The sequence below is a fragment of the Acidovorax sp. CF316 genome (assembly GCF_000276605.1).
Taxonomy (GTDB): domain Bacteria; phylum Pseudomonadota; class Gammaproteobacteria; order Burkholderiales; family Burkholderiaceae_C; genus Acidovorax.
This window is the reverse complement of sequence record NZ_AKJX01000004.1, coordinates 1-20,454: the sequence shown is the minus strand read 5'-3', so window position 1 is coordinate 20,454 and position 20,454 is coordinate 1. Positions and strand designations below refer to the sequence as shown.

Annotated in this window: 25 protein-coding genes; 16 read left to right on the top strand and 9 right to left on the bottom strand. The window is 65.9% G+C overall.

Annotation, left to right across the window (positions count from 1 at the left end; all coding sequences use genetic code 11):
- Window positions 1-89: 89 nt before the first annotated feature.
- Complete coding sequence (locus tag PMI14_RS00315; RefSeq protein ID WP_007847790.1) at window positions 90-581, bottom strand: GNAT family N-acetyltransferase; 492 nt, start codon at window positions 579-581, stop codon at window positions 90-92.
- A gap of 68 nt (window positions 582-649) precedes the next feature.
- Entirely contained in the window at window positions 650-1,324 is a 675-nt protein-coding gene (locus PMI14_RS00310; RefSeq protein ID WP_007847788.1) for a cytochrome b/b6 domain-containing protein, read from the bottom strand.
- Window positions 1,325-1,491: 167 nt separating this feature from the next.
- Between PMI14_RS00310 and PMI14_RS00305 the strand changes: the two genes are divergently transcribed.
- Complete coding sequence (locus tag PMI14_RS00305; RefSeq protein ID WP_007847785.1) at window positions 1,492-1,947, top strand: cytochrome c; 456 nt, start codon at window positions 1,492-1,494, stop codon at window positions 1,945-1,947.
- 85 nt (window positions 1,948-2,032) lie between these two features.
- On the opposite strand, the gene PMI14_RS00300 is transcribed toward PMI14_RS00305, so the two are convergent.
- The gene (locus PMI14_RS00300; RefSeq protein ID WP_007847783.1) at window positions 2,033-2,536 is read right to left on the bottom strand and encodes a TlpA disulfide reductase family protein; all 504 of its coding nucleotides are present in this window, start codon (window positions 2,534-2,536) and stop codon (window positions 2,033-2,035) included.
- A 168-nt stretch (window positions 2,537-2,704) separates the two neighbouring features.
- On the opposite strand from PMI14_RS00300, the gene PMI14_RS00295 reads away from it, so the two are divergent.
- The 6 genes from PMI14_RS00295 to PMI14_RS00270 are packed head-to-tail and all read left to right on the top strand — an operon-like array spanning window position 2,705 to window position 8,293.
- Window positions 2,705-3,241 carry a hypothetical protein gene (locus PMI14_RS00295; protein ID WP_007847779.1) on the top strand — a complete coding sequence of 179 codons (537 nt, stop codon included), beginning with the start codon at window positions 2,705-2,707 and terminating at the stop codon, window positions 3,239-3,241.
- On the top strand, window positions 3,238-4,488 hold the full coding sequence (locus PMI14_RS00290) for an MFS transporter (protein WP_007847778.1): 1,251 nt from the start codon (window positions 3,238-3,240) through the stop codon (window positions 4,486-4,488). The genes PMI14_RS00295 and PMI14_RS00290 overlap by 4 nt, the downstream gene beginning before the upstream one ends.
- Window positions 4,485-4,934: a PTS sugar transporter subunit IIA gene (locus PMI14_RS00285; protein WP_007847776.1), complete on the top strand. Its 450-nt coding sequence runs from the start codon at window positions 4,485-4,487 to the stop codon at window positions 4,932-4,934. The genes PMI14_RS00290 and PMI14_RS00285 overlap by 4 nt, the downstream gene beginning before the upstream one ends.
- Window positions 4,903-5,172, top strand: coding sequence for an HPr family phosphocarrier protein (locus PMI14_RS00280; RefSeq protein ID WP_007847774.1), 270 nt, complete (start codon window positions 4,903-4,905; stop codon window positions 5,170-5,172). The genes PMI14_RS00285 and PMI14_RS00280 overlap by 32 nt, the downstream gene beginning before the upstream one ends.
- A gap of 42 nt (window positions 5,173-5,214) precedes the next feature.
- The gene (gene ptsP / locus PMI14_RS00275) at window positions 5,215-6,972 is read left to right on the top strand and encodes a phosphoenolpyruvate--protein phosphotransferase (RefSeq protein ID WP_007847773.1); all 1,758 of its coding nucleotides are present in this window, start codon (window positions 5,215-5,217) and stop codon (window positions 6,970-6,972) included.
- Window positions 6,973-7,027: 55 nt separating this feature from the next.
- Window positions 7,028-8,293, top strand: a complete 1,266-nt coding sequence (locus PMI14_RS00270; protein WP_007847769.1) for an MFS transporter — start codon at window positions 7,028-7,030, stop codon at window positions 8,291-8,293.
- 29 nt (window positions 8,294-8,322) lie between these two features.
- On the opposite strand, the gene PMI14_RS00265 is transcribed toward PMI14_RS00270, so the two are convergent.
- The 5 genes from PMI14_RS00265 to PMI14_RS00245 all read right to left on the bottom strand — a co-directional run bounded on the left by PMI14_RS00265 (window position 8,323) and on the right by PMI14_RS00245 (window position 11,998).
- A complete protein-coding gene (locus PMI14_RS00265; protein ID WP_007847767.1) occupies window positions 8,323-9,156 on the bottom strand; it encodes a DMT family transporter in 834 nt (277 codons plus the stop codon).
- A 77-nt stretch (window positions 9,157-9,233) separates the two neighbouring features.
- Window positions 9,234-9,944: an AraC family transcriptional regulator gene (locus tag PMI14_RS00260; RefSeq protein WP_007847765.1), complete on the bottom strand. Its 711-nt coding sequence runs from the start codon at window positions 9,942-9,944 to the stop codon at window positions 9,234-9,236.
- Between the two features lie 38 nt (window positions 9,945-9,982).
- Entirely contained in the window at window positions 9,983-10,963 is a 981-nt protein-coding gene (gene lipA, locus PMI14_RS00255) for a lipoyl synthase (RefSeq protein ID WP_007847763.1), read from the bottom strand.
- Between the two features lie 14 nt (window positions 10,964-10,977).
- Window positions 10,978-11,616: a lipoyl(octanoyl) transferase LipB gene (lipB, locus tag PMI14_RS00250; RefSeq protein ID WP_238541779.1), complete on the bottom strand. Its 639-nt coding sequence runs from the start codon at window positions 11,614-11,616 to the stop codon at window positions 10,978-10,980.
- Window positions 11,617-11,677: 61 nt separating this feature from the next.
- The gene (locus tag PMI14_RS00245; RefSeq protein WP_007847757.1) at window positions 11,678-11,998 is read right to left on the bottom strand and encodes a YbeD family protein; all 321 of its coding nucleotides are present in this window, start codon (window positions 11,996-11,998) and stop codon (window positions 11,678-11,680) included.
- A gap of 273 nt (window positions 11,999-12,271) precedes the next feature.
- On the opposite strand from PMI14_RS00245, the gene PMI14_RS00240 reads away from it, so the two are divergent.
- The 9 genes from PMI14_RS00240 to PMI14_RS00200 all read left to right on the top strand — a co-directional run bounded on the left by PMI14_RS00240 (window position 12,272) and on the right by PMI14_RS00200 (window position 19,451).
- Window positions 12,272-12,745 carry an ATP synthase subunit I gene (locus PMI14_RS00240; protein ID WP_007847755.1) on the top strand — a complete coding sequence of 158 codons (474 nt, stop codon included), beginning with the start codon at window positions 12,272-12,274 and terminating at the stop codon, window positions 12,743-12,745.
- Between the two features lie 19 nt (window positions 12,746-12,764).
- A complete protein-coding gene (gene atpB, locus PMI14_RS00235) occupies window positions 12,765-13,643 on the top strand; it encodes a F0F1 ATP synthase subunit A (RefSeq protein ID WP_007847753.1) in 879 nt (292 codons plus the stop codon).
- Window positions 13,644-13,701: 58 nt separating this feature from the next.
- Window positions 13,702-13,971 (top strand): F0F1 ATP synthase subunit C, encoded by a 270-nt coding sequence (gene atpE, locus PMI14_RS00230; RefSeq protein ID WP_007847749.1) that lies wholly within the window; start codon window positions 13,702-13,704, stop codon window positions 13,969-13,971.
- 34 nt (window positions 13,972-14,005) lie between these two features.
- The gene (locus PMI14_RS00225; RefSeq protein ID WP_007847746.1) at window positions 14,006-14,476 is read left to right on the top strand and encodes a F0F1 ATP synthase subunit B; all 471 of its coding nucleotides are present in this window, start codon (window positions 14,006-14,008) and stop codon (window positions 14,474-14,476) included.
- A 10-nt stretch (window positions 14,477-14,486) separates the two neighbouring features.
- Window positions 14,487-15,029 (top strand): F0F1 ATP synthase subunit delta, encoded by a 543-nt coding sequence (locus PMI14_RS00220; RefSeq protein ID WP_007847738.1) that lies wholly within the window; start codon window positions 14,487-14,489, stop codon window positions 15,027-15,029.
- A gap of 42 nt (window positions 15,030-15,071) precedes the next feature.
- On the top strand, window positions 15,072-16,625 hold the full coding sequence (gene atpA, locus PMI14_RS00215) for a F0F1 ATP synthase subunit alpha (RefSeq protein WP_007847735.1): 1,554 nt from the start codon (window positions 15,072-15,074) through the stop codon (window positions 16,623-16,625).
- Window positions 16,626-16,643: 18 nt separating this feature from the next.
- A complete protein-coding gene (gene atpG, locus PMI14_RS00210; RefSeq protein ID WP_007847732.1) occupies window positions 16,644-17,510 on the top strand; it encodes a F0F1 ATP synthase subunit gamma in 867 nt (288 codons plus the stop codon).
- 33 nt (window positions 17,511-17,543) lie between these two features.
- Complete coding sequence (gene atpD, locus PMI14_RS00205) at window positions 17,544-18,950, top strand: F0F1 ATP synthase subunit beta (RefSeq protein WP_007847731.1); 1,407 nt, start codon at window positions 17,544-17,546, stop codon at window positions 18,948-18,950.
- 84 nt (window positions 18,951-19,034) lie between these two features.
- Entirely contained in the window at window positions 19,035-19,451 is a 417-nt protein-coding gene (locus PMI14_RS00200) for a F0F1 ATP synthase subunit epsilon (RefSeq protein WP_007847729.1), read from the top strand.
- A gap of 78 nt (window positions 19,452-19,529) precedes the next feature.
- On the opposite strand, the gene PMI14_RS00195 is transcribed toward PMI14_RS00200, so the two are convergent.
- Window positions 19,530-20,360 (bottom strand): hypothetical protein, encoded by an 831-nt coding sequence (locus tag PMI14_RS00195; RefSeq protein ID WP_007847724.1) that lies wholly within the window; start codon window positions 20,358-20,360, stop codon window positions 19,530-19,532.
- Window positions 20,361-20,454: the final 94 nt, after the last annotated feature.

The following is a 20,454-nucleotide window of genomic DNA, read 5'->3' as shown; positions in this document are numbered from 1 at the left end:
TTGGCACCAGGCCGCAGGCATTCTATCGTTGCTATCAAAAACAGGGCAACGAACGATGGCCCAACAGGTGCAGTGGAACACCATCGACCTCAGGAGATGTCCACCTTGAGGTAGTGCGAGCCCGCAATGGGGTTGTGGTAGTAGGGCGGGATCTCCTCGAAGCCCAGGTCGGTGTAGAGGGCTCGGGCCGACTCCATGCCATCGAGCGTATCGAGCAACACGCAGGCATAGCCCGCGCGGCGCGCCTGGTCCAGCATGGCCTCGGCCAGTTCGCGGCCCAGGCCGAAACCCCGAAAGGCCTTGCGCACGTACAGGCGCTTCATCTCGCTGGCGTTGGGGTAGTCGGCAGTATCCAGCGGGCGCAGGGCGCAGCAGCCCGCAATGGCCCCCTCCACCATGGCCAGCAGCAGGTGGCCGCGCGGTGCGACATAGTCGCCGGGCAACCGGGCCAGCTCGGTCTCGAAATCCTGGAACGCCAGGTCCACGTTCAGGGTGCCGGCGTATTCCCGGAAGATGTCGCGCACCGCCTCCATCTCGGCGGCGGACGACGGATTCAGCAGGGTGACGGCAGGCTTGTCCAAGGCGGGAATTCAGGGGCTGGGGAAGGGGCAGTGTAGCGGCTCGACCCGGGGACGCCGGCAACATGCTCTCAGAACGCGGCTGCCCCGAGGGTCGACACCCACCAGGCCAGACCCGCGCCCAGGGCCAGGGCCACCACCGCCGCGATGCGGCTGGCCAGGTCGTCACGCGAAGGCGCCACGGGCTGGGGCAGCTCCTTGTCGCCGTGGAGCATGGGCCGTACCATCCCGTGCTTGCGCACCACCACGTAGAAGACGATGGCCAGCAGGTGCAGCGCGACCAGGCCCAGCACCAGGTACTGGCCGATCTCCTTGTGGTAACCCGTGGCCTGGCCCACGACCGCGTTGGAGACAAAGCGGGTCAGCGGTCCTGAAAAGGCGATCTCATCGTCGCTGAGCAGGCCGGTGCCCACCTGCGCGGCCAGCACGGCCAGCAGGGCGAAGACCGAGAGCGCGCCCAGCGGGCTGTGGCCCACCGCGTCCTCGGGGTGGCCGGCGCCGCGCAGGTAGCGCACCAGGCGGGCAGGCGAGTACAGGAAGGCGCCAAAGCGCGACCAGTGCCCGCCCACCAGGCCCCAGACCAGCCGAAAGACCAGCAGCGCCAGCACCACGTAGCCCAGGCGCAGGTGCCAGACCATGGCATTGCCGCCCACCTTGGCCGTCACCACCAGGGCGATCACGCTGGCGGCCAGGGTCCAGTGGAAGAGGCGGGTGGGCAGATCCCAGATGCGGACGGTGTGTGTCATGGTCGTGCTCCGGCGCTTGCCGTGTCGTAGGGGTGTTCTTGGCCGCATTGTGCGCGAGATGGCCGGCGTCGCCAACGCGCATCGACAGACATGCCAAAACCGCCGCAAAGCGGCATACTGGCGTCGGCTGGTTGGTTTTTGCTCCCCACGATAAAAGGAAATATCCGATGAAAACCCTCGCTGTAGTCGCCTTTGCCGCGGCCGTCACCATGCTGTCGGCGCCCGCATCTGCCCAGTTCGCCAAGCCCGAAGACGCCATCAAGTACCGCCAGAGTGCGCTGTTCGTGATGGGCCAGCACTTCGGCCGCCTGGGCGCCATGGCCAATGGCCGCATTCCCTTCGACGCCAAGGCGGCGCAGGAAAATGCGGACATCGTCGCCGAGATGGCCAAGTTGCCTTGGGCCGGCTTTGGCGCCGGCACCGACAAGGGGGCGCCCACCAAGGCCCTGCCCGAGATCTGGGCCCAGCAGGCCAAGTTCAAGGAGCACTCGGACAAGCTCGAGGCCGATACAGTCAAGCTGGCGGCGGCTGCGAAGACCGGCAACCTCGACAACCTCAAGACCGCCTTCGGTGCCACGGCCAACAGCTGCAAGGCCTGCCACGACAACTACCGCGCCAAGTGATCCGGCCGCCTCGGCGGTGGTCCCCAACGCAAAAAGCCTCTTCCGGGTGGAAGAGGCTTTTTTCATGGCGCGGTGGCTGGTGGGATCAGGTCTCCGCCAGCAATTTCTCGATCAGCTGGTGCAGTTCGGGGAAATTGGGTGCCCCGACATAGGTCTTGACGATCTCGCCACGCTTGTTGACGATGAAGGTCGAGGGCGTGAGCCGCACGTCGCCCCAGGCCTGGGCCACGGCGCCGGTGTTGTCGATGGCCACCTTGAAGGGCAGCTTGCGCGTTTCGGCAAAGTTCACCACGTAGCTTGGTGGGTCGTAGCTCATGGCCACGGCCAGCGTATCGAAGCCCTTGGGCTGGTACTTCCGGTAGGTGGCGACGATCTCGGGCATCTCGGCCACGCAGGTGGTGCAGCTCGTGGCCCAGAAGTTCACCAGCGTCACCTTGCCGCGCAGGTCGGCCGTCGACTGGCGCGAGCCGTCGAGCAGCACGAAGGTGGACTCGGGTGCCGCGGAGCGGCCCGTGTCCAGGTACACGTAGGCGCCCACGGCGGCAAAAGCCACCACCGCTGCACCTGCTGCCCACTGCTTGATACCCATGGCGTCATTCCATCCCGAAAGTGCGGGCACCAGCCCGCACGGTATTGTGCCGGACAAGGCTCCCGCCTGCCGGCGGCCTGTCCCTCCGTATGGACTGCTGGGCCGCGCAAAAGTTCTCCTTCCCGTTCGCCGTGCACCAAAAAGGCGAGCACTGCCGATAATGGGTCCATGAACTGGACACTGACCGGCGCTGCCAGCGCCCTCCTGGGACTGGCCGCATGCAGCCCGGCACTCAACTGGCGCACCGTGGCCCTGCCCGAGGCTGCTCTCACCATCACGCTGCCCTGCAAGCCCGACCATGCCACGCGCAAGGTGGAGCTGGCGGGCACGCCGGTCGACCTGTCCATGGTGGGCTGCGAAGCCGATGGAGCGACCTTCGCCGTGTCCTACGCCACGCTGGCCGATCCCGCGCAGGTGGGCGTGGCACTCACGCACTGGCGGTCTGCCATGCTGGCGCGCCTGGGCGGCGCACAGGCCCAGGCCACCGATGCTCCATTTGCCCCGCGCAACGCCTTGCCACTGCCCCAATCGGTGCGCACCTCGGCCCAGGGGCGGGCGGCCGATGGGCAGGCCGTCACCGCCCAGGCGGTCTGGTTTGCCCGCCCCGTGGGGCCGCAGATGCGGCTGTACCACGCCGTGGTCTATGCGCCCAAGCCGCGTCCGGAGGTGACCGATACCTTCTTCGCCGGGCTGGTGCTGCCATGAGCGCCGGTGTGCTGCCACGGCGCATGGCCGTCATCGTCTTCCTCGCGTTCGCCTTCGCGTATTTCCTGTCGGCGCTGCTGCGCGCCGTCACGGCCACGCTGGCGCCCACCCTGTCGCAGGAATTCACCCTGCACGCCAGCGACCTGGGCCTGCTCGCGGGCGGCTATTTCCTGGGCTTTTCGGCCACGCAACTGCCGCTGGGCACCTGGCTGGACCGGCACGGCCCGCAGAAGGTGCTGCTGGGCTTTTTGGGCGTGGCCGTCGCCGGTTGCCTGGTGTTCTCGATGGCCACGGGCTTTTCGGGCCTGCTCGCGGGGCGCGTGCTCTGCGGTGCCGGGGTGAGCGCCTGCCTGATGGCGCCGCTCACCGGCTACCGCCGCTGGTTCGATCCCACCGCGCAGATGCGCGCCAACTCCTGGATGCTGATGACCGGTTCGCTGGGCATGGTGGCCTCCACCCTGCCGGTGCAGTGGGCCCTGCCGCTGGTGGGCTGGCGCCCGCTGTTCTGGGGGCTGGCCGTGCTGATCGGCGTGGCCATGGTGGGCATTGCGCTGTGGGTGCCGCGCTGGCATGCGGCGGTGTCCGCGGCAGGAGCGGCTGCGCCGCCAGCTGCCCCGGGCGGTTATGGCGTGGTCTGGCGCCACCCCTACTTCCAGCGCATGGCGCCATTGGGTTTCTTCGTCTATGGCGGCATGGTGGCCATGCAGACACTGTGGGCGGGGCCCTGGATGCAGCAGGTGGCCGGCTACACCGCGTTCGAGTCGGCCATCGGCCTGTTCTGGATCAACGTCTCCATGCTGTGCACCTTCTGGACCTGGGGCATGGTCAACCCCTGGTTGCTGCGCCGCGGCCTCGGGGCCGACCGGCTCATCCTTGCGGGCCTGCCGCTGTCGCTGTGTATCCTGCTGGCGATCATCGTCGCCGGGCCGGCGGCGGGGGGCGCGGCCTGGGCGCTGTTCTGTGTCTCGTGCACTTTCGTATCGCTGTCGCAGCCGGCGGTGGGCATGGCTTTTCCACAGGCATTGGCGGGGCGTGCGCTGTCGGCCTTCAACCTGGTGATCTTTGCCGGCGTGTTCGTGGTGCAATGGGGCATTGGCCTGGCCGTGGATGCCTTTGCGGCCGCAGGCCTGTCGACGACCGAATCGTTCCGGGCGGCCATGGGGGTTTTCCTGGCCTGCAACACCGGGGCCTACCTGTGGTTTGCACGGGCCCAGCGCCATAATGTGCTCCAAACCTCTGTCCCATGAGCACCAGCATCCTCCTCATCGCCCATGCCCCCCTGGCCCATGCCCTGCGCGAATGCGCATTGCATGTGTTCGCCGACTGTGGCGACAGCGTGGCCGCACTGGATGTGCAGCCCAACGAGCGGCCCGAAGAAACGCTGGCCCAAGCGCAGATCCTGCTGGACCAGCTGGGCGCCGACTCCACCCTGGTGCTGACCGACGTGTTCGGCGCCACGCCCTGCAACGTGGCGCAGCGCCTGGTCGATGGTGTGCGCTCGCGCCTGGTGACAGGGGTCAACCTTCCGATGCTGCTGCGTGCCGTGAGCTACCGTGCAGAGCCCCTGGACTCGGTCGTCACCCGTGCGGTGGTGGGCGGTACGCAAGGGGTGATGCAGGTGGCCATCGCCGCGCCGCAGAACCAGTCCCGACGCAACCGACATGATCAAGACTCGTACGACCATCAGCAATAAACTGGGCCTGCATGCCCGCGCCTCGGCCAAGCTCACCAAGCTGGCAGGCAGCTTTCCCTGCGACGTTTTCATGAGCCGCGGTGACCGCCGCATCAATGCCAAGAGCATCATGGGGGTCATGATGCTGGCCGCCGGCATCGGCACCGAGGTCGAGATCGAAACCAACGGCGATCGCGAGCAGGAGGCCATGGATGGGCTGCTGGCGCTGATTGCGGACAAGTTCGGCGAAGGCGAATAAACGCGCCATGGCTGACATGGCTGAAGAAGAAAGGGGTTTCCGATGACCTTCGCCGTCCACGGTCTGGCGGTGGCACGCGGCATTGCCATCGGCCGTGCCGTGCTCGTGGCTTCGAGCCGCGTGGACGTGGCCCACTACTTCATCCAGCCCGAACAGATACCGGCCGAGATCGAGCGTGTGCGCCAGGGCCGCAATGCGGTGGTCGAGGAGCTGCAGCGCCTGCAGACCGACATGCCGGCCGACGCGCCGCACGAGCTCACCGCGCTGCTCGACGTGCACCTGATGCTGCTGCAGGACGAGGCCCTCACGGGGGGCGTCAAGCACTGGATCACCGAGCGCCTGTACAACGCAGAGTGGGCGCTCACCACCCAGTTCGAGGTGATCGCGCGCCAGTTCGACGAGATGGAGGACGAGTACCTGCGCGAGCGCAAGGCCGACCTGGAACAGGTGGTCGAGCGCATCCTGCGCTACATGAAGGGCGTGGCCAGTCCCGTGGCACCGCCCGCCAGCAGCCCGCGCCGCAAGACCCAGCAGGACCTGCTGCTCGACGACACGGTGGACGTGCCCCTGGTGCTGGTGGCGCACGACCTGTCGCCGGCCGACATGCTGCAGTTCAAGCAGAGCGTGTTCGCCGGCTTCGTGACCGACGTGGGCGGCAAGACCTCGCACACCGCCATCGTCGCGCGCAGCATGGACATCCCGGCCGTGGTCGGCGCCCGCGCGGCCAGCCAACTGGTGCGCCAGGACGACTGGGTCATCATCGACGGTGATGCTGGCGTGATCATCGTCGACCCTTCGCCCATCATCCTGGCCGAGTACGGCTTTCGCCAGCGCCAGACGGAGCTCGAGCGCGAGCGCCTGTCGCGCCTGCGGCACACCCCGGCCGTCACCATCGACGGCCACCGCATCGAACTGCTGGCCAACATCGAGCAGCCCGGCGATGCCGTGGGGGCCGTGCGCGCCGGTGCCGTGGGTGTGGGCCTGTTTCGCAGCGAGTTCCTGTTCATGGGCCGCACCGGCAACCTGCCAGGCGAGGACGAGCAGTACCGCGCCTACCGCGAGGCGCTCGACGGCATGCAGGGCCTGCCGGTCACCATCCGCACCATCGACGTGGGGGCCGACAAGCCGCTGGACAGCAAGGTCCACAAGGACACGCACCTGAACCCCGCGCTCGGCCTGCGTGCCATCCGCTGGAGCCTGGCCGACCCGGCCATGTTCCGCACCCAGCTGCGGGCCGTGCTGCGTGCGGCGGCGCATGGCAAGGTGAACCTGCTGTTCCCTATGCTGGCGCACACCAACGAGATCCGCCAGACCCTGGCCCAGGTGGACCTGGCGCGCGCCGAGCTCGATGCCCGGGGCGAGCCCTACGGCCCGATCCAGCTGGGGGCCATGATCGAGGTGCCGGCCGCGGCGCTGATGGTGCGCACCTTCCTGCGCTATTTCGACTTCCTGTCCATCGGCACCAACGACCTGATCCAGTACACCCTGGCCATCGACCGGGCCGACGAGGCCGTGGCGCATCTCTACGACCCGGTGCACCCGGCCGTGCTGCGCCTGGTGGCCGACGTGATCGCCGAGGGCGAGCGCCAGGGCAAGAGCGTCTGCGTCTGCGGCGAGACCGCGGGCGACGTGACCATGACGCGGTTGCTGCTGGGCCTGGGCCTGCGCAGCTTTTCCATGCACCCGGCGCAGATCCTGGCCGTCAAGCAGGAGATCCTGCGCGCCGACACGCGCAAGCTCGTGCCCTGGGCGCAGCAGGTGCTGGACGGTGAAGAACCTGCGGCGCTGCTGGCATCCTAGAAAACTCTCGAATCAATAGCTGCCAGCGCTCGCTGGAAAAGCGCTGGAGGTCGATTTGGCCCATATCCCGGTAGCAGTCCCTGCAGACGCGTCCCTCATCGACTCGCGCCAGGCCTTCCAGCGCCTCTTGGTCACCCTGGGCCTGGTGGTGCTGGGCAACAGCAGCATGTACGTGGTGTCGGTCGTGCTCCCGGCCGTGCAGAGCGAGTTCGGCATCGGCCGTGCGAGCGCCTCGCTGCCCTACACCCTGATGATGGTCTGCCTGGGCCTGGGCGGCCTGTTCACGGGCCGGCTGGCCGACCGCCATGGCCTCACGCCCGTGCTCTGGCTGGGGGCGCTGGCCGTGCTGGGCGGCTTCGTCGGTGCGGCCTTTTCCGGCAGCATCTGGGCCTTCGGCCTGGCGCATGCGGTGATGGGCTTCATCGGCAGCTCGGCCACGTTCGCGCCCTTGCTGGCCGACACGGCGCTGTGGTGGAACCGCCGGCGTGGCATTGCGGTGGCGGTCTGCGCCAGCGGCAACTATGTGGCGGGCGCGGTCTGGCCGCCCATCGTGCAGTACGGCATCGACACCATCGGCTGGAGGCCGACCTACATGGCGCTGGGCGTGGTTTGCGGCCTGGGCATGCTCGCGCTGTCGCTGCGCATGCGCCAACGCCCGCCGGCCATCCAGGCCGCGGCGGCTGGCGCCCAGGCGGCCGCCGTGGACCACGCACGTCCCTTCGGCCTCACGCCGGGCGCCGCGATGGCGCTGCTGTGCGTGGCCGGTGTGGCGTGCTGCGTGGCCATGGCCATGCCGCAGGTCCACATCGTGGCCTACTGCACCGATCTGGGCTTCGGTGCCGCCCAGGGCGCGCAGATGCTGTCGCTCATGCTGGCCTGCGGCATCGTGAGCCGGCTGGTCTTCGGGCTGATCTGTGACCGCATCGGCGGCATCCGCACCCTGCTGCTGGGGTCTGCGCTGCAGGGCATCGCCCTGCTGCTGTTCCTGCCCTATGACGGCCTGGTCCCGCTGTATGTGATCTCGGCACTGTTCGGCCTGTTCCAGGGCGGCATCGTGCCGACCTACGCCATCATCGTGCGCGAGCACTTCGCGCCCGCGCGGGCGAGCGCATTGGTGGGTGCCGCCATCATGGCCACGCTCGTCGGCATGGCGCTGGGCGGCTGGCTGTCGGGCTTCATCTTCGACCTCACCGGCAGCTACCACGCCGCCTTCCTCAACGGCATTGGCTGGAACCTGCTGAACCTGTCCATCACCGGCTGGCTCTTCCTGCGCTTGCGCAGGGCGCAAATGGCTCCCAGGGTGTCCGCGGGGGCGGCTTGAGCTGTTGGCGCTTGCGGGGTGTTCTTTCTCTACTTCGCCCGCATGCCCAGGATGGCCGCACTGATGATCATGGCCGTGGCCAGCGCGATGCTGGCGCTGAACGCGCGGCCGCTCACCACGATCAGCAAGGCGGTCGAGGCCAGGGGCGTGATGTAGCTCAGGATGCCGATGTGCCGGGCATCGCCGAGCTTGAGCGCCTTGTCCCACAGGAAGAACGAAGCACCCAGCGGCCCCAGGCCCAGCACGGCCAGCAGCATCCAGTCGCGCGGCGCCAGGGTGGCCGCGGGCTCCAGCGCCACGTGGCACAACAGCGAGAGCACGCCCGAGACCAGGCCGAAGAGCCCTATGGCCGTGGTCGGAAAGGCCGCCACGCGCTTGGTCATGAGCGAATAGGTGGCCCAGATCAACGCCGCTGCGAAGGCCGGCAGGTAGCCCCAGGCCAGGGTGCCGCTGAGCTCGCGGCCGCCCACGATGGCAATCGCCGCGCCGCCGAAGCCCAGCAGTGCCGCTAGCACGTGCGGCCAGCGCAGTGACACGCCAGGCAACAGCACGGGTGCGAGCACCACGATGAACAGCGGCCACAGGTAGTTGACCAGGTTGGCCTCCACCGGTGGCGCGTGGCGCAGCGCGATGAACAGGAGAAAGTGGTAGGCGAACAGCCCGTACACGCCCAGGGCCAGCGTGCGCAGCGGAATGCGCCACTGCGACGGGTCGCGCAGCACGAAGGGCCAGGCCGGCACGCTGCCGATGATCAGCGCCACCCCGGTCAGCAGGAAGGGCGGCACATGGGTCAGCGACACGCCCAGCGAGGCGAGGGAAGCCCACAGCGCAATGGCGCCCAGGGCATAGAGATTGGCTTGCATGCGGCCACTGTAAGCGCGCCGGGCATCGCGCAACGACGGAGCGTCGTCGCCATCCCCCGGTCGTGGAGCCGGGCCGGTCAGCCGCGGCGCAGGGCCGCCGTGAGGGCCGAAGGTGAGCGGTAGCCCGTGCGCCGCGCCACCTCGGCCACAGCCATGCCACCCGAGCGCAGCAAGCGGGCGTGTTCGAGCCGCTGGCTGCGCAGCCAGGCCATCGCGCCCTGGCCTTGTTCCTCGCGGCAACGCGCGGCGAACTGGCTTGGGCTCAGGTGCACCTGCCGGGCGATGTCGGCCACCGACAGCGGCCGGTGCCATTGCAGTGCGGCCCAGGCGCGCAGCGCGGGCCAGTCGATGGCGCGCCGGCGTGCGGTGGCGTCCAGCGGGTTCGGCGTCCGGGAGGCGGGGGAGGGGGGCAGCCAGGCCTCCAGCAGCAGCGCGGGCCCGTGGGCCTGGGCCAGGGGGCGGCCCTGCTGCAGGGCGCTGGCGAGGTAGCGGGCCAGGGTCAGCGCCGGGGGCGGCGGGGCGCTCTGCAATGCCGGGGCGGTGCAGTGCGTCCAGCCCATGTCGCTGCTGTCCAGCACCAGGCACAGGCTGCCACCGGTGGCCTCGAAATCGTGGTGCGCGCCCGGTGCGATGACGCAGCCGCCGCCGGTGGCCACGCGCATGCCGCGTCCATCGATCTCCAGCTCCAGCGCGCCGGCCAGGCCCAGCAGCACCTGGAAGTGGTCATGGCTGTGGCTGCCGGGGGAGGGGCCATACCGGCGCAGCGAGAGCGAGCCGGTGGTGTCCATGGGCAGGAGGGCAGGGCGCGTTGGCGGCGCAGCAGGTCTTACACGCCGGCGGCGTGGGCCTGCTGGTCGGCGTGGTAGCTCGAACGCACCATGGCACCCACGGCGGCGTGGCTGAAGCCCATCTTGTAGGCCTCTTCCTCGAACATCTTGAAGGTGTCGGGGTGCACATAGCGGCGCACCGGCAGGTGGCTGTTGCTGGGCGACAGGTACTGGCCGATGGTCAGCATGTCGATGTCGTGTGCGCGCATGTCGCGCATCACCTGCAGGATTTCTTCGTCCGTCTCGCCCAGACCGACCATGATGCCGCTCTTGGTCGGCACCTTGGGGTGCAGGGCCTTGAACTTCTTGAGCAGGTTCAGGCTGAACTGGTAGTCCGAACCCGGGCGCGCTTCCTTGTACAGGCGCGGCGCGGTTTCCAGGTTGTGGTTCATCACGTCGGGTGGCGCGGCCTTGAGGATCTCCAGCGCGCGGTCGTCGCGGCCGCGGAAGTCGGGCACCAGGATCTCGATCTGCGTGAGCGGCGAGAGCTCGCGGATGTTCTGGATGCATTCCACGAAGTGGCCGCTGCCACCATCGCGCAGGTCATCGCGGTCGACGCTGGTGATCACCACGTACTTCAGGCGCAACTGGGCGATGGTGCGCGCCAGGTTCAGCGGCTCGTCCTTGTCCAGCGGGTCGGGACGGCCGTGGCCCACGTCGCAGAACGGGCAGCGGCGCGTGCACTTGTCGCCCATGATCATGAAGGTGGCCGTGCCCTTGCCGAAGCATTCGCCGATGTTGGGGCAGGACGCCTCTTCGCACACCGTGTGCAGGTTGTTCTGGCGCAGGATGTCCTTGATCTCGTAGAAGCGCGTGGTGGGCGAGCCGGCCTTGACGCGGATCCACTCGGGCTTCTTGAGCACTTCGCCCTGTTCGACCTTGATCGGAATGCGCGACAGCTTGGCCGCGGCCTTCTGCTTGGCCAGCGGGTTGTAGGCTTCGATGGACTGCGCTTCGCGGACGACGTCGGTGGTGCTCATGGCTTGGTGGCGGTTCAGGGAGACAGGCGGATGCCGAGCTGCTGGCCCAGCACCTTGGCGGCATCGTCCCAGGTGGTTTGGACCCCGATTGTAGAAAGGTCCACGGTTTGCAGTCCCGCGTAGCCGCAAGGGTTGATACGGCCGAAGGGTTCCAGGTCCATCGCCACGTTGAGCGCGGCGCCGTGGTAGGTGCTGTGGCGGCTGACCTTGATGCCCAGTGCGGCGATCTTCCCGAGGCCTGCGAAATCCGGCTCGCCAGGCCCGGCGGCCTCGCGCTTTTGCGGGCGCTGCGGCAGCATGGCGTGGCTGTGCGGGTCATCCAGGCGCACATAGATGCCCGGGGCACCGGCCACGCGGTGGCCGGTGACGCCGAAGTGCGCCAGGGTGCGGATCAGCGCCTCTTCGACGCGGTAGACGTATTCCTTGACGAAGTAGCCCGCGCGCTGCAGGTCGATGAGCGGGTAGGCCACCACCTGGCCCGGGCCATGGAAGGTGACCTGGCCGCCGCGGTTGGTGGGCACCACCGGAATCGTGCCGGGATTGAGCAGGTGATCGCTCTTGCCCGCCAGGCCTTGCGTGTAGAGCGCGTCGTGCTCGCACAGCCACAGCGCATCGGGCGTGTCGGCCGTGCGCGTGGCCGTGTAGTCCTGCATGGCCTGCACGGTGGCGGCGTAGTCCACCCGCCCCAGGGTGCGCAGATCGATGGCCACGGACTTAGAGCACCACCTTGACGAGGGGGTGCGATGACAGGGCCCGGTACAGGTCGTCGAGCTGCTCGCGGCTGGTGGCCGTGATGGTGACAGTAACTCCGAGGTAATTGCCCTTGCTGCTGTCGCGCAGTTCAATGGTGGCAGGGTCGAAGGTCGGGTCGTACTGGCGAGCCAGCTCGGTCACTGCATGGACGAAGCCATCCACCTTGGCGCCCATGACCTTGATCGGGAACCGCGAGGGGTATTCGATCAGCGAGTCCTTGCGGGCATCCGCAGAGGAGGAGTCGAGGATGGTGAGGTTCGGTGGCAAAGGAGAAGACGTCATGGGCAGGTGCTACGGTTGCGGTGGCGGTGCGGGCAAGGCCATTGTGCGGCAAGCCCTTCGCGGTGTCGTGGATGTGTCACACGGATGTGCGCCTTTTCGGTGCATAACCGGGAACCCCAGCGCCCGGGCGGGCGTTGGTGGGTCACCACAAAGGTGCTGGCGAGCGCACCCCTTTCAGTCCCGATTGCGGGTCTTTGTCGCTGCGCACGGGTTTTTACTTATAATTAGAGGCTTTGTGAAATTTGCAGTCTGTAACACGGGCGTTACTCAACAATGAAAACAATCGCCCCTGAGACTGAAACTGAGGCTGAAGATTCTGACTTCAAGCCCCTGACCGCGCAGGAAGCGCAGCAGTGGCGAAGCCGCAACCCACCTGTCTCGATGTGGAGGGTGGTGGCGGGTCAGGCGCTTGTCGGCGTGCTCGTGGCCCTGGTGGCCTGGGGGCTGACGGGCAGGACCGAGGTGGGCTGGTCTGCCGCCTACGGCGCGCTTGCAGTGGTGGCTCCGGCCGCATTGTTCGCCCGCGGTATGTCGCGCCAGATGGCGTCCGGAAATGCGGGCGCCTCCATGGCGGGGTTCTTTGGTTGGGAGATTGCCAAGATCGTGTTCACCATTGCATTGCTGGCAGCGGCCCCCTGGGTTGTGCCGGGGCTGGTGTGGCTGGCCTTGCTGGCAGGCATGGTGCTCACGATGAAAACGTATTGGGTCGCGCTCATGGTGCGGTCCGGTGTCCGAAAAACCGATTGATATAGAGAAGAGTTGTCCGATGGCCGCAGAAGCGCACGCTCCGACTGCAAGTGAATACATCGTTCACCACCTGCAGCATCTTCAAAACGTCAACCAGACCAAGATTGTTGACTTCACGGTCATCAACTATGACTCGATCATCGTGGGTTTGGTTCTGGGTGCTCTGACCCTTTTGATCCTGTGGTCCGCGGCCCGCAAGGCAACCTCCGGCGTTCCCGGTCGCTTCCAGGCGGCAGTGGAAATGCTGGTCGAGATGGTGGACAACCAGGCCAAGGCCAACATCCACAACGCCGAGAGTCGCAAGTTCATCGCGCCCCTGGGCCTCACGGTGTTCGTCTGGATCTTCCTGATGAACTTCATGGACATGCTGCCCGTGGACCTGCTGCCCGCCATCTGGGCCCAGATCTATGGCGCTGCCGGCCATGACCCGCACCACGCCTACCTGCGCGTCGTGCCCACGGCCGACCTCTCCACTACCCTGGGCCTGGCATTCGCCATCCTGATCCTGCGCTTCTGGTACAGCGTGAAGATCAAGGGCGCCGGCGGCTGGGCGCACGAACTCGTGTCGGCCCCGTTCGGCACCAGCAAGAATCCCATCTTCGCCCTGATCCTGGGCGTGGTGAACCTGCTCATGCAGGTCATTGAATATGTCGCCAACACCGTGTCGCATGGCATGCGGTTGTTCGGCAACATGTACGCCGGCGAACTGGTGTTCATGCTGATCGCCCTGATGGGTGGTGCGGCTGCGCTGTCGCTGTCGGGTGTGCTGCTGCCTGTGGGCCACGTCATCGCTGGCACCATCTGGACGCTGTTCCACATTCTGGTGATCTCGCTGCAAGCCTTCATCTTCATGATGCTTGCGCTGATCTACCTCGGTCAGGCGCACAACGCGCACTAACGGTTCCCTTTCGTTTCTCTTTCCTTTCAACCTTTCTTTTTTTAACTCAGGAGTCATCATGGAAAACATTCTCGGTCTCGTCGCTCTGGCTTGTGGTCTGATCGTTGGCCTCGGCGCTATCGGCGCTTCCATCGGTATCGCACTGATGGGCGGCAAGTTCCTCGAATCGTCGGCACGTCAGCCTGAGCTGATCAACGAACTGCAAACCAAGATGTTCATCTTGGCCGGTCTGATCGACGCTGCCTTCCTGATCGGTGTGGCCATCGCCCTGCTGTTCGCCTTCGCCAACCCCTTCGCTTCCACGTTCTTGGCCAACCTGCCCAAGTAATTCCCACTCAACGCCACTCTAGAAAGGTGTTGCCGTGAGTATCAACGCGACCCTGTTCATTCAGGCCATCGTCTTCCTGATCCTGGTGTGGTTCACGATGAAATTCGTGTGGCCCCCGATCGCGAAGGCGTTGGATGAACGAGCCCAGAAAATCGCCGAAGGCCTCGCTGCTGCCGACCGTGCCAAGTCCGAACTGACCGCTGCCAACCAGCGCGTCGAGAAGGAACTGTCACAGGCACGCAACGAAACGGCCTCGCGTCTTGCGGACGCCGACCGACGTGCCCAGGCCATCATCGAAGAAGCCAAGGCACGCGCCACGGAAGAAGGCAACAAGATCGTTGCTTCCGCCCGTGCCGAAGCCGAACAGCAAACGGTGCAAGCCCGCGAAGCCCTGCGTGAGCAGGTTGCCGCGCTGGCCGTCAAGGGTGCAGAGCAGATTCTCCGCAAGGAAGTCAATGCCGGCGTTCACGCCGACCTGCTCAACCGCCTGAAGACCGAGCTGTAAGGGGACACACATGGCTGAACTCGCCACCATTGCCCGCCCTTACGCCGAAGCCCTGTTCAAGGCCGCTACTGCGGGCGCGGGCATGGACCTGGCCAGCACCGCTGACTGGGTCGATGAACTGGCGGCCATTGCCGCCAACCCCCAGTTGCGCCAGCTGGCAGACAGCCCCAAGGTGACGGCAGACCAGGTGTTCGCCGTCGTCACGGGTGTTGCGCGTTCGGCGCTGTCCGATACGGCCAAGAACTTCCTGCGCACGGTCATCGACAACGGGCGCCTCAACGCGCTGCCGGAAGTCGCCGTGCAATTCCGTGCCCTCGTGAATCGCCGCAGCGGCTCTTCGGATGCCGTGGTGCACAGCGCCTTCCCGATGGACGCCGCAGCGCTGGCTGAGGTCGGCTCGGCGCTCGAAAAGCGCTTCGGCCGCAAGCTCAACCTCGCCGTTCAGCTGGACGAGTCCCTGATCGGTGGCATTCGCGTAGTGGTGGGTGACGAGGTGCTGGACACTTCGGTCAAGGCCCGTCTTGAACAAATGAAAGCGGCCCTCACCGCGTAACGCGCGGCGAGGACAGCGAACCAAAGAAAGAAGGAAAGAGTCATGCAACTCAATCCCGCAGAAATTTCTGAACTCATCAAGAGCCGCATCGAAGGTCTGGCCGCCAGCAGCGATATCCGCAACCAGGGTACCGTGGTGTCCGTGTCCGACGGTATCGTGCGCGTGCACGGCCTGTCGGACGTGATGGCCGGTGAAATGCTTGAGTTCCCCGCCACCAAGGACGGCCAGCCCTCCTTCGGCCTGGCCCTGAACCTCGAGCGCGACTCCGTCGGCGCCGTGATTCTGGGTGAGTACGAACACATCTCCGAAGGCGACACCGTCAAGTGCACGGGCCGCATTCTGGAAGTGCCGGTCGGCCCCGAGCTGGTTGGCCGCGTGGTGAACGCCCTGGGCCAGCCGATCGACGGCAAGGGTCCCATCAACGCCAAGCTCACCGACGTGATCGAAAAGGTCGCTCCGGGCGTGATCGCCCGTAAATCGGTGGACCAGCCCCTGCAGACCGGCCTGAAGTCCATCGACTCGATGGTGCCCGTGGGCCGTGGCCAGCGCGAGCTGATCATCGGCGACCGCCAGACCGGCAAGACCGCCGTGGCCATCGACGCCATCATCGCCCAGAAGGGCCAGGGCGTGACCTGCATCTACGTCGCCATCGGCCAGAAGGCTTCGTCGATCAAGAACGTGGTGCGCGCACTGGAACAAGCCGGTGCCATGGACTACACGATCGTGGTGGCCGCATCGGCCTCCGAATCGGCAGCCATGCAGTACGTGTCGGCCTACTCGGGCTGCACGATGGGCGAGTACTTCCGCGACCGCGGCCAGGACGCCCTGATCGTTTATGACGACCTGTCCAAGCAAGCCGTGGCCTACCGCCAGGTTTCGCTGCTGCTGCGCCGCCCACCAGGCCGCGAAGCCTACCCCGGCGACGTGTTCTATCTCCACAGCCGCCTGCTCGAGCGCGCAGCCCGCGTGAACGCCGACTACGTCGAAGCCTTCACCAAGGGTGAAGTCAAGGGCAAGACCGGTTCGCTGACCGCACTGCCCATCATCGAAACGCAAGCCGGCGACGTGTCCGCCTTCGTTCCGACCAACGTGATCTCGATCACCGACGGCCAGATCTTCCTGGAAACCAGCCTGTTCAACGCCGGTATCCGCCCCGCCATCAACGCCGGTATCTCGGTGTCGCGCGTCGGTGGTGCTGCCCAGACCAAGCTGGTGAAGAACCTGTCCGGCGGTATCCGTACCGACCTGGCCCAGTACCGTGAACTGGCTGCCTTCGCGCAGTTCGCTTCCGACCTGGACGAAGCCACCCGCAAGCAGCTGGACCGCGGTGCCCGCGTGACCGAACTGCTCAAGCAGGCACAGTACAGCCCCCTGTCCATCTCGCTGATGGGCGCGACGCTGTTCGCTGTGAACAAGGGCTTCATGGACGACATCGACGTCAAGAAGGTTCTCGACTTCGAACACGGCCTGCACCAGTTCCTGAAGACCAGCCATGCCGCACTGCTGGCCAAGCTGGAACAGGCCAAGGCCATGGACAAGGACGCTGAAGCCGAATTGACCGCCGCCATCGGCGCGTTCAAGAAGTCGTTCGCTTAAACCGGACGAGGAGCCATCATGGCAGCAGGCAAGGAAATACGCGGCAAGATCAAATCGGTGGAAAACACCAAGAAGATCACCAAGGCCATGGAGATGGTGGCTGCATCCAAAATGCGCAAGGCGCAGGAACGGATGCGGGCTGCCCGCCCCTACAGCGAGAAGATCCGCAACATTGCAGCCAATCTCGGCCACGCCAATCCGGAGTACGTGCACCCGTTCATGAAATTGAACGATGCCAAGGCGGCCGGCGTGATCGTGGTGACGACCGACAAGGGCCTGTGCGGTGGCATGAACACCAACGTGCTGCGCATCGTGACGGCCAAGCTGCGTGAGCTGCAGGGTGCTGGCGTGTCCACCGAGGCGGTTGCCATCGGCAACAAGGGCCTGGGTTTCCTGAACCGTGTCGGCGCCAAGGTGGTTTCGCACGTGACGGGCCTGGGTGACACGCCCCATCTGGACAAGCTGATCGGCCCTGTGAAGGTGCTGCTCGACGCTTACGCGGAAGGCAAGATCAACGCGGTGTACCTGAGCTACACCAAGTTCATCAACACCATGCGCCAGGAATCGGTGGTGGAGCAGTTGCTTCCCCTGTCGTCCGAGCAGATGCAGGCCGAGAAGACCGAGCATGGCTGGGACTACATCTACGAACCCGATGCCCAGACCGTGATCGACGATCTGCTGGTCCGCTATGTCGAGTCCCTGATCTACCAGGCGGTTGCGGAAAACATGGCGTCCGAGCAGTCGGCACGCATGGTGGCCATGAAGGCCGCCACCGACAACGCCGGCAGCGTCATTGGCGAGTTGAAGCTGGTCTACAACAAGACGCGCCAGGCAGCGATCACGAAAGAACTTTCGGAAATCGTGGCTGGCGCCGCTGCTGTGTAAGCAGCTCAACCAACATCTAAATTGGAGCGAAAAATGGCTCAAGTGCAAGGCAAGATTGTTCAATGTATCGGCGCTGTGGTGGACGTTGAGTTCCCGCGCGACCAGATGCCCAAGATTTACGATGCTCTGAAGCTCGAAGGCACGACGCTGACGCTGGAAGTGCAGCAGCAGCTGGGTGACGGCGTGGTGCGTACCATCGCCCTGGGTTCGTCCGACGGCCTGCGCCGCGGCATCATGGTGACCAACACCGGCAACGCCATCACCGTGCCCGTGGGCAAGGCGACGCTGGGCCGCATCATGGACGTGCTGGGCGCGCCCATCGACGAACGCGGTCCCGTGAGCCAGGAACTGACGGCATCCATCCACCGCAAGGCCCCTGCGTACGACGAACTGTCGCCTTCGCAAGAGCTGCTGGAAACCGGCATCAAGGTGATCGACCTGGTCTGCCCGTTCGCCAAGGGCGGCAAGGTGGGTCTGTTCGGTGGCGCCGGCGTGGGCAAGACCGTGAACATGATGGAACTCATCAACAACATCGCCAAGGCCCACTCGGGTCTGTCGGTGTTCGCTGGTGTGGGCGAGCGTACCCGCGAAGGGAACGACTTCTACCATGAAATGGCCGATTCCGGCGTGGTGAACCTCGAGAAGCTCGAAGACTCCAAGGTCGCCATGGTGTACGGTCAGATGAATGAGCCACCAGGCAACCGTCTGCGCGTGGCGCTGACCGGCCTGACCATCGCCGAGTCCTTCCGTGACGAAGGCCGTGACGTGCTGTTCTTCGTGGACAACATCTACCGCTACACGCTGGCCGGTACCGAAGTGTCCGCTCTGCTGGGCCGCATGCCTTCCGCCGTGGGCTACCAGCCTACGCTGGCCGAGGAAATGGGCCGCCTGCAAGAGCGTATCACCTCGACCAAGGTCGGTTCGATCACCTCCATCCAGGCCGTTTACGTGCCAGCCGATGACTTGACCGACCCTTCGCCTGCCACGACTTTCGCCCACTTGGATTCCACCGTGGTGCTGTCGCGTGACATCGCTTCGCTGGGTATCTACCCTGCCGTGGATCCTCTGGACTCCACCAGCCGTCAGCTGGACCCGAACGTCGTGGGCGAAGACCACTACGCCACGGCCCGTGCGGTGCAAGGCACGCTGCAGCGCTACAAGGAACTGCGCGACATCATCGCCATTCTGGGCATGGACGAACTGGCTCCTGAAGACAAGCTGGCCGTGGCCCGCGCGCGCAAGATCCAGCGTTTCCTGTCGCAGCCTTTCCACGTGGCCGAAGTGTTCACGGGTTCGCCAGGCAAGTACGTTCCCCTGGCCGAAACCATCCGTGGTTTCAAGATGATCGTCGGCGGCGAATGCGATCACCTGCCAGAACAGGCGTTCTACATGGTCGGTACCATCGACGAAGCCTTCGAAAAGGCCAAGAAGGTGGCCTGATTGCCCGGCGGCTGAGCAGCGGCCCACCGCTGCTCGGCCTTCCACTGCAATCGAGCAACCCATCCCCTTTTCCTAGGAGCAATGATGAACACCATCCACGTTGATGTGGTCAGTGCCGAAGAGTCCATCTTCTCCGGTGAAGCACGCTTTGTCGCGCTGCCTGGTGAGTCTGGCGAACTGGGCATCTTTCCCCGCCACACCCCGCTGATCACGCGCATCAAGCCGGGCTCGGTGCGCATCGAAATGGCCGACGGTCGCGAAGAGTTCGTGTTCGTGGCAGGTGGCATTCTGGAAGTGCAGCCCAACCGCGTGACCGTGCTGTCCGACACCGCCATCCGCGGCAAGGACCTGGACGAAGAGAAGGCCAATGCTGCCAAGGCATCGGCCGAAGAAGCCCTCAAGAATGCCAAGGGCGAGATCGACTTGGCACGTGCCCAGTCCGAGCTGGCCGTCCTGGCAGCGCAAGTCGCCGCATTGCGCAAGTTCCGCCAGAAGAAGTGAGAAGAGAAAACAAGTAAGCAAGCAAGCCCTCCAGATCCTCGCGGATCTGGCCTGAAAACCCGGCCCTGCCGGGTTTTTTTATGCCTGCTCGCCGGGGCCCTGGACCAGGCGGATCTGCAGGCCTTCGCATGCCAGCGCCAGTGTGTCCTCGGTGGTGCTGTCTGCCTGCAGCAACTGCCGGGGGGCCAGGAAGGCGCGTGCCGTGGCCAGCGAGTGCACGCCGAATGTGAGCGATTCGATGCGCAACTGCCCGGCGGGAAACAGCTCCAGCCCGATGCCGGGTGCGAGGCGGACGGCATGGCCGGGCGGGGTACCGGTGAGTGCCTGCCAACGGCACTGGTGCGCGGCAAGGTCCGGCGTGCCCATGCGCACCGTCTGCAGCCCGAGAAGTCCCAAAGGGCCGCCAGCCTGACCCTGCAGCGCCTGCCTGTGCTGGGCGCGGCGTTGCGTGGGGGTGGCGGCTTCACCCCAGGGGTAGATGCTCCCCTGGGCATTCCATTCGCAAAAGAACACGCAGCATTCAGGTGCCGACAGGTCCAGCAGCACAGAGTTGGTGAAGTTCGTGACCACTTCGCCGTGGGCATTCGTGGATTGGAACGGCCGGGATGGTTTGCATTGAATGCCCAGTGCCGCGACTTGCGCCATGGCCGCTGACAAAGGCCCCGCAGGCTCGAGTGCGAACCCATGCACGAGAGGTGGTTGCGCGTGGGCGGGCAAGTCGGCGTTGGACGCCGCGGCCCAGAGCTCCAGGTCCGTATTGCCCACATGCACCCAGCCGTAGGTGGCGAAAGCCGTGCGCTGCAAAGGCCAGGCCACGGGCAAGCCGAACACGCGGCTGAATAGATCGAACAAGGGCTCCGCAGCGGTCAGGCGCAGCATGACGTGGTCGATGGAACGGTAGGGTGGCATCCGGGGCGTGTGTGTGGTCCCTGTCCGATGCATTGTGCCTGGGTGAGCCATCACTTCCGCTGTTTGGCGCCCCCCATGCAAAAGGCCGGTGCCC